Here is a 13,653-nt window from a genome sequence, read left to right on the forward strand (position 1 = left end):
ATTGGGTATATCTTTTTGAGTGCGTAAAGATAATTAATAAAAGGGAAACATTTTCTATCGTTTCTACTATTTAATCTTCACTTTTTAGATTAGATGCACGTAGTTGCCTAAAACAGAAATGACAACAACTTTTGATTGTTGTTATCATTCACACTTTATTAACTAATTGTTTCTTTTGTTGTCTATTATTTTTAGCAATATAGGCTAAAATGTTTTGTTTTAAAGTATTAACTCTGCCCATTAATTCTTCTTTGTTCAAGATAAATGTAATTTGCATTTGGTTTAACCTCATTTTAATCTGGAATAAGAACCTACTGCAGATTTATAAAAAAACCTCTCAGAATTTAATCAGAGAGGTCTTTCTTTATTTATGCATTCTCCTGAAGAGAATTCCTTATTATTTTTTAATCAACTTATGAGTACTTACCGTACCATTGCTATTTACAATCTTTATAATATAAAATCCAGAATTTAGATTTCCAATATTTACAGTATTAGATTGACTTGTTAAGGTATTGTTCTGTACCAGTTTTCCATCGATAGAGTAAATACTCATCGTTGAATTTACAGAAGCTGTATTCTCTAAGTTTACATTAATTTCGTTATAAGCAGGGTTAGGGTAAATAATTACATGTTGAGCTTCGGTATTTAATAATTCTTCCGAAATATTTGCTGCTGAACGTTTAGTCATTACGCTACCTTTTACGTCTGCCTTAGACAAAGGCCCCCAGTTATTAGTGGTAAAAGCTCTCGATACCAACGAATAAGTACCCGAAGAAAGTGTAATACCTTTATTTGCATCGTACAGAAATGCCGATGGAGAAACAACACCATCTTTGCCCATAGGATCTGAACCATCGGTCGTATAATACACTTGTGTTCCTGTATTAGGATTGTTAATTGTAATATGCCCTGTAACAGTTGTATCAAATGGTGCTGCCAGCAAATTATGAACCATATTGTATTCTTGCCATTTTTGCAATGAATAAGATACCCTTTCAGGTACTTGAGCTATTACTCTGGGTACATCTATATTTTTCCAATAATTGTAGACTTCTCTGTCATAAGACATATAAGCTGCGTCCAGTTTATACACATTATTCAGTTCGGTCACTGTGGTTTTTATCTTAGTCTGCACATTACTCACAGAAAGAGGAGCTGCAACCGTACTTTTAGAATCTCCAAATGCTGCCTGTACATAATCTTTTACGAGTGTTTTAAATTCGAGGTTACCCGTAGTTTGATTTGTATTTGAGCCCATGAAGTTGCCGAATAAGCCACCAGGTCCTAATCTGGAATCATTTAAAATCCATTTTTGTTTGTAATTACCTCCGCCACCAGCAAAACCTATTGCTGGCATTGTTGTTGATGAAGTAGGGGCTGTGAATCCTCCAAAAAACGCACCATCGGTATCATTTATATTCATTTTAGCTTTCATAAAGGTCGGAGCGTAATTGTGTACTATAGCTGTTGCTTCATTCTCAGTGTCAGTAAACATAAACATAATCTGGAATTTGATTAAGTCCTCAACATCTACCCAATTTTTAAAACCTTGAAAATCTTTGGCTGCCGCGAGTTTTTTTATATTTTGCCAAATGGCAGTACTACCATCGCCTTCCTCAACAACACCTCCTGGGAAATTACCATCCTGTAAATTTACGGTTGTGTAATTATCAGCATCATCTCCAAATACTTCTTCTAAATTGTTGGAACTGAAGTCGTTTCTCATGGTCTTAACACCTCTGTATTTACCATTTATAAAGAAATTTACATAACGGGTGTCTAGCGCATATTTACCTATTTCTTTGCATAGGTTCATTGTCATTTTTTCATCAAAACGTAAGTAGCCAGTATTGTAAACATTATTCTGAGGACCATCTTCACCTTCTTTTAACTCGAGAACTTGTATCTTATTTGTAGTAGGATAAACTTCACCAGGATACGTATCAAAGAAAGGATAGTTTGCCTTTTTAACGGCTGCGTTTTTGTTAAATTTAAATTTAACTCCACCGTTATATTGTGCTAAACTTGCCTGTCCAAATTGCTTCGTAGTAGAATTTGAGAAAAAGTTGGTATGGTCGCTATAAATATGTTTATCTATATATTCAAACGAGCCTTGTACCCAAAGAGGAGATATTTCTGCATCTGTCGATATAGAAATAATAGGTAATTCAGCTATTGCTTTTGAATATTCGTCGGCTGTTAATATATAAGTTTTATTATACCATTGCGCATAACTGGTAGGTAGTTCGTTCTTATAATTGTCTTGCAATACGTAAGTGTGGGATGCTACTCCTGAATTACCTGTTGCGTCATAAGCATATACTTTAAGTACACATGATTGTTTTATAGAAACGGGAACGGTATATTTTGTTCCAACTGTTTTTGAAGGAAACTTACCATCTAATGTATAATTTACGGTAGTACCTGCGGGAGCTGTAATTGTAACATCAAAGCCTGTTGGGTATACACCTCTTTCTTTACTGAACGACAAAGCCAATGTTTGTTGCCCCACACTATTAGATATATTGTATGTAGGATTGATAAAAGCCGCTAAAGTAGTTGATGCATCTGTGCTTCGTCCGTAACTTGTATTGTATGGAGTTTCTAAGTATTTCAATTCATCCAAAGCAGTTGTTTTTTTACCTACTAAAGTCGATAAATAGAGTGTGCCTCCTGTATTTTTCAAATCGAAATTAAGATGGAAGTCTCCCTTTTCTGGTTTTTTATCTGCTATTAGTACAGCAAATCCTTTAGCAGGAACAAGAATGTTTTTTAGTATATTAAGATCTTTTTTAGTGTCTTTATTTGATACGGAAACATTACTATCGATAAGAACCATTTTATCAAGACTGTTATATATCTCTATCCAGTCTTCCTTTTGATCCATAGTACCTTGTGCCGATACCTCGTTAATAACAAGTCCGGTCATTTGCGATGGAGTAGTTATTACATTGTTTAGCGTACTGATTACTGCTGCTGCATTCGGTCCTTTTTGATTGTCTTTGTATTTAATTACTAGACGAGGTCTATACATATTACCTGCTTCGTAAGCGCGTACACGGGCAAAATTTGACGACACACCCTTGCCTTCAAATAAGAATGCTAAGCCTTGTCCGGATTCCCATCCTCTCAAACGGTTTTCGTCGATCAGTTTTTTAATATCTACTGTACGGTTTTGTGCATAATCGTTACGTGTGTCCGTATTCCATAATTCAGTATTTTCGGTATAAGTACGGCTTGAAATATTATTTTTTACCGGTGAATAAATTTGCGCATCGCCTATCTCTGATTTTATAGATACGGTAGTTGCATTACTTGAACCGTAGGCATAAAATTCGATGTATGCTTCTGTTATTTCGGCATTAGTAGGAAATTCAACAGCTTGAAAGCGAATACCTGTTTTATAAGAATCGGGTTGTCCAGCTAGTGATAAATAAGCGTCACCCAAATATATGTTACCATCCGTATTTTCGCGTCCATCATCATATCCATTGGTTACAATCGAAACAGAGGTTTGTGTTTCTGTTGGGTTTGTCACCATACTTGGTCCTGCACCATTGTTAGCATATTTTATTACTAAGCGTGGTTTATAAAGTACTGAACCTTCATAAGCATAAGCTCTTGCGCCATCGTTTATACCTAGTCCATTGAATTTGAATGCGATATTTTCGCCTGATTTCCATCCATTTAAACGAATTTCATCGATAATATTTCTCAGATTAGGAGTTCTATTTTTTGCAAGATCGGTAGTCCAGGCTTCGGTTACCCAGTTGATTTTATTATTGGAGTATTGGCGAGCCGTAATGCTTTTAGGGTCATATGTATAAGGTGTTTTTTGGTTTACCTCGGCATATATATCTACAGTTGTAGCGGGGCTTGTGGCGTAAGCGTAAAATTCAATATAAGCATCTTTAATTTCTGAATTTGCCGGAATTTGAGCATTGCGAAAAATATAACCACTGTCGCTACCATCAGTACGTCCGCTCAAAAACATATAACCATCTCCTAAAGCCATATTGCCGTTGGTAAATTCTCTTCCATCATCATTTCCGGTAGATACAATCGAAGCTTCAGTTTGTATTTCGTTAGGGTCAACCACTATACTTGGTCCAGCACCGTTAAGAACATATTTTATCACCAAGCGTGGTCTGTAAAATGATGATCCTTCGTATGCATAAGCTCTTGCCCCATCGTTTAAGCCTATTCCATTAATCTTGAATGCGATATTTTCGCCAGATTTCCATCCGTTCAAACGAATTTCGTCAATAATATTTCTCAGATTTGGAGTTCGGTTTTTTGCAAGATCGGTAGTCCAGTTTTCGGTTACCCAATGGATTTTATTATTGGAATATTCACGAGCCGTAATGTTTTTCGGGGTATAGGCATAAGGTGATTTTTGGTTCATTTCAGTATATATATCTACAGTTGTAGCAGGGCTTGTGGCGTAAGCGTAAAATTCGATATAAGCATCTTTAATTTCTGCATTTGCGGGAACTTGGGCATTGCGAAAAGTAAAACCACTATCGCTGCCATCAATACGTCCGCTTAAAAACATAGCACCATCTCCCAAAGCCATATTACCGTTGGTATATTCTCTTCCATCATCATTTCCTGTATTGATAATGGAGACATAGGTTTGTACTTCGTTCGGGTCAACCACAATACTTGGCCCTGCACCGTTGTTAACATATTTTACTACCAAACGTGGTCTATAAAGTGTAGATCCCTCGTATGCGTAAGCTCTTGCGCCGTCATTTAAAGCTTGTCCATTGAATTTAAATGCAATATTTTCGCCCGATTTCCATCCGTTTAAGCGGATTTCGTCTATGATATTTCTCAGGTCAGGGGTTCTTTTTTTCGCAAGATCGGTAGTCCAGGCTTCAGTCGCCCAGTGAATGTTATTAGTGGTATATTCGCGAGCCGTAATACTTTTCGGATTATAGCTGTAAGGTGATTTTTGGTTCTTCTCGGCATATATATTTACTGTTGTAGCAGGACTTGTGGCGTAAGCGTAAAATTCGATATACGCTTCTTTAATTTCTGCAGTTGCTGGAATTTGGGTATTGCGAAAAGTAAAACCGCTGTCGCTGCCATCCGTACGTCCGCTTAGAAAGATAGCGCCGTCTCCCAAAGCCATATTACCGTTAGTATATTCTCTTCCGTCATCATTTCCTGTAGACACAATCGAGGCAGAGGTTTGTATTTCGTTCGGGTCAACTACTATGCTTGGGCCCGCACCGTTGTTAACATATTCTACGACCAAGCGTGGTCTGTAAAGTGTTGATCCCTCGTATGCATAAGCTCTTGCTCCATCGTTTAAGCCAGTTCCATTGAATTTGAATGCGATATTTTCGCCCGATTTCCATCCGTTTAAACGGATTTCGTCGATAACATTTCTTAGATTAGGTGTTCGGTTTTTTGCCAAATCACTAGTCCATGCTTCGGTTGCCCACTGAATGTTGTTATTGGTATACTCGCGAGCTGTTATGCTTTTAGGATTATTTGTGTAAGGCAAATTTTTGCTTTTCTCAGCATATATATTTACGGTTGTAGCAGGACTTGTGGCGTATGCATAAAATTCGATATAAGCATCTTTGATTTCTGCATTTGCTGGAATTTGGGTATTTCTAAAAATAAAACCGCTGTCGCTGCCATCAGTACGTCCACTCAAATGCATATAACCATCTCCCAAAGCCATGTTGCCATTGGTATATTCTCTTGCATCATCATTTCCAGTTGATATAACGCTTGCTGAAACTCCATTTAACGGATTTGTTTCGACATTAGGTCCATTTCCTTCTGTTTTGTACTTGATTACAAGACGAGGTTTATATAATTCGCCCATTTCATTAGTACTTGCAGTAGCTCCATTATTTTGCAAAGTCCCAACAAATTTAAACCCGATTGCTTGACCTGATTGCCATCCTGATAGACGAGTTGCATCAATAATGTTTTTAAGATCTGGTGTTTTATGTTGTGTGTTACTAATAGTCCAAGATTCAGTAAACCAATTGACTGTGTTTGCAGAATAGTTTCTTTTGGTAATATTGCCTGAAGTGGTTGCGTATGTAGCAGCATTTGCCAACTCAGTATAGATGTTTACGGTACTTGCAGGGCTTGTTCCGTATGAATAAAACTCTATGTAAGCTTCTGATATTTCTGCTTTTTCTGGTATTTCGACAACAGGAAATCTTACAACACTATTACTAGAGTCAGATCTTCCTCCTAGGTTGATGTAGCCATCTGTTAGGTACATTGATCCGTTGGTATTTTCGCGACCATCATCGGTATTAGCTAACACGGTAGTTGTAAAAGTGCCGTAAGCCGATGTAAAAGTTATTTGTAACTTGGGAGCCATAGCAGCGTTTCCGTCAAAAGACCACATAACAAATGAGCCTTTTTGATTTCCTGCTAGTTTAAAAGATATATTGGCATTTCCAACACCTGCAGGAAACATATCTTGTAACAAGTTTGTTACATCGGGTGTTGTGTACTCTTTATTTGCTACACAAGCAGGGGTATTCCATGTCACGGAATCGAATGTGTATTGGCGCCCTTTTATTGAAGTAGCGGTGGTTGTTGCGGTAGAGGTAGGATATGCATCCGAATTTCCTCTTTCGCCAAAAATAGTAACGGTTGTACCCACTGTACTGGCAGTTCTTCCATAAAATATAAGATTAGCACTCTGTATAACAGCATCTGCTGGTAATGAAATTCCTTGGAAACGGATGTATGTTTCTGTAGGTGCAGCGGCAGTTCCGCCTTCTAAATATAAACCTGTACTCGTATAGTTTACAGCGTTAGATGAAGTTGTAATTGCAACATCATTGTAGCTGCCCTTGATAGGGAGCTGTGTCTTTTGTTGGGCATTTAAGTAGCCACCAATGAGACACAGTGAAGCAAGAAAAAGGTGTAGTTTTTTTTTCACGATGATTTTGTATTTTGTTGTAAATCAATATTTTGAGTATCGTGCAAAGGTATAAATATGCTCATGTGGTGTTTTCCCAGATAAGTTTTTATTGTAACATGATAAGTTTTTATTGTATCATTTAGAGCAGAAGATAAAAAGATTGTTGTATAAGGTTAAAATTAAACACACAGGATGATTAATTTTTTTTTTGTAACTGATCTAGTAAACAAGATTTGTTTAAGATTATGATTTAAATTTTGGATAAAAAAAAGCTAGGAATTCACAAATTAACATTGGCTAATTTGCGAATTCCTAGCTAAAGGATTTGAAGATTATTTTATTACTTCTTGTTATAAACTAAAAGCGCTTCTTTTAATATGTTTACTGCAGTAATTAAGTCTTTTTTATTTAAGACGTAAGCAATTCTTACCTGATTTAATCCCATTCCGGGAGTCGAATAAAATCCTGCGGCAGGAGCAACCATAACAGTTTCTCCGTTTAAATCATAGCTTTCTAAAAGCCATTGTGCAAAATCATCGGCATTTTCTATTGGTAATTGTGCGATGCAATAAAATGCTCCTTTTGGTTTTGTCACAATTACGCCATCAATTTTATTTAATTCGGTTATTAGAGTATCGCGACGACTTTTATATTCTGATATAACTTCATCAAAATAACTTTGTGGTGTGTCTATAGCAGCTTCACAGGCAATTTGTTCTATTGTTGGCGGACTCAAACGTGCCTGAGCAAATTTCATTACTGTTGCCAGAACATCTTTGTTCTTGGTAACCAAACAACCAATTCTTGCGCCACACATACTGTAGCGTTTGGAAACTGAATCGACCATAATTACATTTTGCTGTACATCTTCAAGATTCATTACTGAATAATGTACATCGTCTCCGTCGTATAAAAACTCACGATAAACTTCATCGGCGATTAAATACAAATCGTGTTTTTTAATCAAAGTAGCCAATTGTTTAATTTCGGCTTCAGTATATAAATAACCTGTTGGATTACCAGGATTGCATATTAAAATTGCTTTAGTTTTAGGCGTAATTAATTTTTCGACAGTTTCAATGCTTGGTAAAGCAAAGCCGCTTTCGATTGTAGAAATTACAGGAACTACAGTTGCACTTGTTGATGATGCAAAAGCATGGTAATTAGCATAAAAAGGTTCTGGAATAATAATTTCATCACCAGGATCTGTTATCGTGGCCAGTGCAAACAATAAGGCTTCAGAACCACCTGTAGTAACAATGATGTCTTCTGAGTTAACGTTTACATTTTGGCGTTGGTAAAATTTTGCTAGTTTTTTTCTATAACTTTCATATCCCGCAGATGGACTGTATTCAATAATAGTTAAATCAATATTTTTTACCGCCTCGATGGCCACTTCGGGTGTCTTGATATCCGGTTGACCAATGTTTAGATGATACACTTTGTGTCCTTTTTGTTTTGCAAGATCTGCAAAAGGAGCAAGTTTACGTATCGGTGATTCGGGCATGTTTCTGCCTTTGTGTGAAATTGTTGGCATGTGTTTTATTATTGAAGTGCAAATTTGCATTTTTTTTTCGAATTTAACGTGAACAATATTAGCACATGCTTATTTGTATTAATTAACTAAAATTTTAGTATTTTTATAAGAAATACTCTTAATGAAAAGAAAAATTACTTTGTTTTTTTTGCAAATAGTCACCTTTACTGCATTTGCACAAGATGGATTTGTTATCGATGGACATACTAACAAGATTAGTATTCCCTTTAAATTAATAAATAATTTAATATTTGTACCTATAAAGGTAAATGGAGTCGAATTAAATTTTTTATTAGACTCTGGAGTTGATGACACTGTGCTTTTTAGTTTAGAAGATAAAAAGGAAGTAAATTTTTTTAATGTCGAAAAAATAAGGCTTAGAGGTTTAGGAGCCGAAGAAGCAATCGAAGGTTTAAAATCGACAAATAACACATTAGATATAAATGGATTAAAATCGACCAATCATTTATTGTATATAATATTGGATCAGGATTTTAATTTGTCTTCTCATATAGGTATTCCTGTAAATGGTATTATAGGATATCAGTTTTTTAGAAATAATTTAGTTGAGATTAATTATCAGAAGAAAAAAATTATTGTCTTTAAATCGAATGAACAAAATCGAATTAAATTTGAGAAAAAATTCAAGTCTATTCCTATTACTATAGAGAAATCCAAACCATATCTTTATTCTACAGCAGTTATAGACAGTGTTGAAACCCCTGCTAAACTTTTAATTGATATTGGTAATAGTGATGCTTTTTGGGTTTTTCAAAACTCAAGAATAAAAATACCTAAGAAAAACTTTGAAGATTATTTAGGAAAAGGATTTAGTGGAGATATTGAGGGAAGGCGAGCCAGAGTTTCTTCGTTTTCTATTGGAGATTTTACTTTTAAGAATCCTATAATTGCTTTTCCAGATTCAAGTTCTATTCGTAATGTAAGGATGGTTCCAGATAGGATAGGTTCTGTAGGAGGGGAGATCTTAAAAAGGTTTACATTGGTTTTTGACTATGCTGATAAAAAAATATACCTCAAGAAAAATAGAGATTTCTCTCATCCTTTTACTTATAATAAAAGCGGAATTATAATTCAGCACAATGGCTTGCAATGGGTACAAGAAACTGTACATCTTGAAACTGTCCCTATGATGGGAGATTCATTTGATTCTAAAGGAGAAAAAATGAGTAATGATTTTAGATATAAATTTCAATTAAAACCCGTTTTTGAAATAGCTAATATTCGAAAAAAATCTGCTGCTGAGCTTTCAGGTCTAAAAAGCGGAGATATTATTATTAGCATCAACGGAAATAAAGCCTATAAATACTCTTTGCAACAAGTAAATGCATTGCTAAAATCGGAAGATGATATTTGGATAAATTTAGAAGTTGAGAGAGAGAGTCAAATTTTTAAATTTCGTTTTAAATTAACAGATGAATTATAAGGCGCCTGGATTTTGATAATTGTTATTGTTGGATATTGATACTTAATATGTTAAAATGTATTGTTTTTAGGTGCTAAATTGCTAAATAAATATGTTTTTTTGGTGTTAAGGAATTGTTTTGTTAGTTTTATTAGAAATTTAATAATAATATATGGTCAAAAACTACCTTGTTGCATTAAAAATACTTTTATTTTTTATTGTTTTATTCTTATTACCATCCCAAAGTATTGCACAATGTGCAGGTATAGATACTGACGTAAAAATATGTGATATTGAGAATCCAGTACATGAATCAATTAATCTACTAGGATTATTAGATGGTAATCCAACTGCTGGAGGAAAATGGACAGATGATAGTAACACTCAAGAACTAGATACTATAACGGGTATTTTATATGCGCAAAATATTAGTAGGGGTGGTGTTTATCAGTTTACCTACACAGTTCCAGCTACTCCTGGATGTGTAAGTACTACAGCGAAATTAAGAATTACTATAGGGGCTTATGCAGGAGTACCAGCTCCTTATGCTACGCCATGTAGCGATAGAGAGACTTATAATCTTTTTGAAGCATTTAATGGTACCGTTATGGGGCCACATAAAAACGGAACCTGGACTAACGGTGCAGGTCAAATTGTTCCCTCTGGATTTCCGATTAAAGGATTACAAGGAACCTTTAAATTTACGTATACAGTACCTCCAGTACCCGGCTGTATATTACTAATACCATCAGTAACGGTATGGATAACGGTTGTTAGAGCACCCGAACCAGGAAACGCAAAGGATTTATTGTTGTGCGGAAGTACAGATTTAGCCACTTATACCAATTTTGATTTGCATGGTTTACTTGTTGGTCAAGATCCTGGAGGCGAATGGAGTGGTCCAGGGATAGTAGCGCCAGGGTATAAAGTCAATCTTCAGAAAATATTTGATACGCAGGGAGCAGGAGATTATGAGTATACTTATACCGTTTTAGCACCAACTCTTAATGGTCATAGGCCATGTTCTAATAAATCGGTATCAGCAGTAATTACACTCGAAAAAAGTTTAGATTTTACAGGAGCTACTCTTGTTGTTGATTCAGATATATGTGAGACCGAAATTGCCAGTGCGACTTATTTGGCAACACTTACAAGAGGACCAGAAGTTATTCCTAATGGTAAATATAACATTACTTATACCATATCGGGACCAACAGCGACATCAGTTAAGACCGAATCAGTAATCTTTAATAATGGTGTAGTAACTTTTCCATTAGAGGCTGTTAATTTTCAGGAAGTTGGGGCTTTTAAAGTTGAAATTACGAGTATAGTTGCCGAATGGAACAAAGGTGTTTGTAAAAATATAGTGGATAATCTATCGGATATTTTAAATGTTTATCCAATTCCCAATTTAGATTCTGCAAAATTAAAAATTGACCCAATCTGTCAGAAAGAAAATGCTGTAGTACAGATTACTGGAGCTTCAAAACTTTTAAACGGAACTTATGATATTGTCTATAAACTTAGTGGAGCCAATATTGCAAATGCCCAAGGAGCATCAATAACTGTTGTTAATGGAGTTGTGCCTGATTTTATAATTCCAGCAGCTTTAATTAGTAAAGATGGAAATACCTCTGTGGTAATTACAAAGATTACAAATAGCGTTACTAAATGTACTAATACAGCCAATGTTATAGGTAATATTGTGGTTAAGCCTTTGCCTAATGCAACTAATTTTAAGGTACAAATAGATGATTTCTGTTTAAATGAACCTGTTTCTGTTACTATTTCCGGATTAGGAATTTTAAAAGATATTGCAATTTCGTACACGATTTCGGGAAGTAATTCGGCAACGACGCAAAGAATCAATTTATTAGTAACAAATGCAAAAGCGAGTTTTATAATTCCGCAAAATTTACTCTTTAATACAGGTACAACCAGACTTACAATTACAAAAGTTACCAATAATGAAACTACTTGCGGTATTGCACCTACAGGCTTATTAGATGATTTTTTAATAAATGCTATTCCTACTGCACCAACAACTAATCCCCAGTTTTTTTGTAAATCAGATGAAGCAACAGTTGCCAATTTAGTGCCAAACGGGACTCAATATAAATGGTATGATTCAGTCACGGCTACGACTCCTTTAGGAGCCTCAACCATATTGGTATCGGGAAATTACTATGTTAAAGTAACGGCACCTGGAGGATGTGTATCACAAGAAAGTTTAAGTGTTGTTACTGTAAATGATACACCTGCACCAGTATTAATACCTAAAGGACAAGATTTTTGTGGAATAAATAACCCTACAATTGCCGATTTATCTAATAATACAAATGCTTCGGCTTCGATAGTTTGGTATGATGCTCCAGACAATGGAAATCAGTTAACTAAAGCAACTTTATTAGAGGACAATGCAACTTATTATGGGTTTGATTTCTCAAGTACTACAAATTGTTTTTCTAATGAGGTGCTGATAGCAAAAGTTTCACTTACAAATTGTACTAATGAAGAAGAGTATGCTGATTTCTTCATTCCCGACGGATTTTCGCCAAACGGAGATGGTACAAATGATACTTATACAATTCCAGATATAGACTTTTTATACCCCGATTATACCCTCGAAATTTATAACAGATATGGAAACTTAATGTTTACAGGTAATAAAAATAAACCAGAATGGGATGGTAAGAATTCCGATTCCAAAGTAATTGATGGAGTTGCACCAAATGGCGTTTATTTTTATGTTGTCCATTTCAATAAAGATAACAGATCGCCTTTGCAAGGTCGTCTTTATTTAAATCGATAATTCCTATTTAATATAATTTTCAGATGAAAAAAATAATACTAATTATAAGTTTTCTTTTCTATATCGTTCACGCTTCTGCGCAGCAAGATCCCGAATACACACATTATATGTATAATATGAGTATTGTGAATCCAGCCTATGCAACAGGAACACCAGCAATGCTAAATTTAGGAACTTTATATAGAACACAATGGGTAGGAGCAGTTGGCGCACCTAAAACATTTAACTTTTTTGCACATACTTCTTTAAGTGATAAAATAGAAGTGGGAGCCTCATTAATATCTGATGATATAGGTGATGGAGCCAAAAAAGAGAATAATTTCTATGCCGATTTTGCCTATATACTAGAGTTAGGAGGAAACAATAAACTTTCGTTAGGACTAAAAGCGGGATTAACTTCTTTGCAAACTAATTTTAATGGATTTCAACTTCAGAGTGGAGATGTTACTACCGATTTAGCTTTTGCTGAAAATGTAAATGTTACCAAACCTAATATAGGTTTAGGAGCTTATTATTTTACAGATAAATTTTATGTTGGATTATCTGCACCAAATTTATTGAAGTCTAAACATATCGAGGAGAAATCAGGAATAAACGCGTATGGTTCCGAAGATATTCATACGTTTTTAACTGCAGGATATGTATTTCAGCTTAGTGATGCGTTCAAACTAAAACCAGCTTTTATGTCAAAATTTGTGGTTGGAGCACCAGTTTCTGTAGATATTACTGCGAATGTTTTGTACAACGAACGATTTGAACTAGGTGCCGCTTACAGGGTCGATGATGCAGTAAGTGTCTTGATGAATGTAAACGTTACCAAAGCAATTAGAGTAGGTTATGCTTATGATTATACCACAACTAATTTTGGACAGTTTAATTCTGGAACGCACGAGATTATGCTTCTTTTTGACTTGGATTTATTAGGCAAGGGATATGATAAATCACCAAGATTCTTTTAAAATGAAAAA

At 35.1% G+C, this 13,653-nt stretch carries 5 protein-coding genes; 3 read left to right on the plus strand and 2 right to left on the minus strand.

Annotated features, from left to right (window positions below):
- Positions 1 to 397: 397 nt before the first annotated feature.
- Both SHI72_RS02990 and SHI72_RS02995 read right to left on the minus strand, forming a co-directional pair.
- On the minus strand, positions 398 to 6,931 hold the full coding sequence (locus SHI72_RS02990) for an FN3 associated domain-containing protein (RefSeq protein ID WP_323489005.1): 6,534 nt from the start codon (positions 6,929 to 6,931) through the stop codon (positions 398 to 400).
- Between the two features lie 322 nt (positions 6,932 to 7,253).
- Positions 7,254 to 8,450 carry a pyridoxal phosphate-dependent aminotransferase gene (locus SHI72_RS02995; protein ID WP_039111139.1) on the minus strand — a complete coding sequence of 399 codons (1,197 nt, stop codon included), beginning with the start codon at positions 8,448 to 8,450 and terminating at the stop codon, positions 7,254 to 7,256.
- A 121-nt stretch (positions 8,451 to 8,571) separates the two neighbouring features.
- Here SHI72_RS02995 and SHI72_RS03000 point away from each other — a divergent pair, with 121 nt between their 5' ends.
- The 3 genes from SHI72_RS03000 to SHI72_RS03010 all read left to right on the plus strand — a co-directional run bounded on the left by SHI72_RS03000 (position 8,572) and on the right by SHI72_RS03010 (position 13,644).
- Positions 8,572 to 9,894 (plus strand): retropepsin-like aspartic protease, encoded by a 1,323-nt coding sequence (locus tag SHI72_RS03000; RefSeq protein WP_039117697.1) that lies wholly within the window; start codon positions 8,572 to 8,574, stop codon positions 9,892 to 9,894.
- 151 nt (positions 9,895 to 10,045) lie between these two features.
- On the plus strand, positions 10,046 to 12,685 hold the full coding sequence (locus SHI72_RS03005) for a gliding motility-associated C-terminal domain-containing protein (RefSeq protein ID WP_323489006.1): 2,640 nt from the start codon (positions 10,046 to 10,048) through the stop codon (positions 12,683 to 12,685).
- Between the two features lie 23 nt (positions 12,686 to 12,708).
- On the plus strand, positions 12,709 to 13,644 hold the full coding sequence (locus tag SHI72_RS03010) for a type IX secretion system membrane protein PorP/SprF (protein WP_039111136.1): 936 nt from the start codon (positions 12,709 to 12,711) through the stop codon (positions 13,642 to 13,644).
- The last annotated feature ends 9 nt before the right edge of the window (positions 13,645 to 13,653 follow it).

Source organism: Flavobacterium sp. PL02 (genome assembly GCF_035013205.1).
GTDB lineage: Bacteria > Bacteroidota > Bacteroidia > Flavobacteriales > Flavobacteriaceae > Flavobacterium.

Coding starts and splice junctions, on each gene's coding strand:
- SHI72_RS03000 (WP_039117697.1), top strand. CDS start 8,572: ATGAAAAGAAAAATTACTTTGTTTTTTTTGCAAATAGTCACCTTTACT.
- SHI72_RS03005 (WP_323489006.1), top strand. CDS start 10,046: ATGGTCAAAAACTACCTTGTTGCATTAAAAATACTTTTATTTTTTATT.
- SHI72_RS02995 (WP_039111139.1), bottom strand. CDS start 8,450: ATGCCAACAATTTCACACAAAGGCAGAAACATGCCCGAATCACCGATA.
- SHI72_RS03010 (WP_039111136.1), top strand. CDS start 12,709: ATGAAAAAAATAATACTAATTATAAGTTTTCTTTTCTATATCGTTCAC.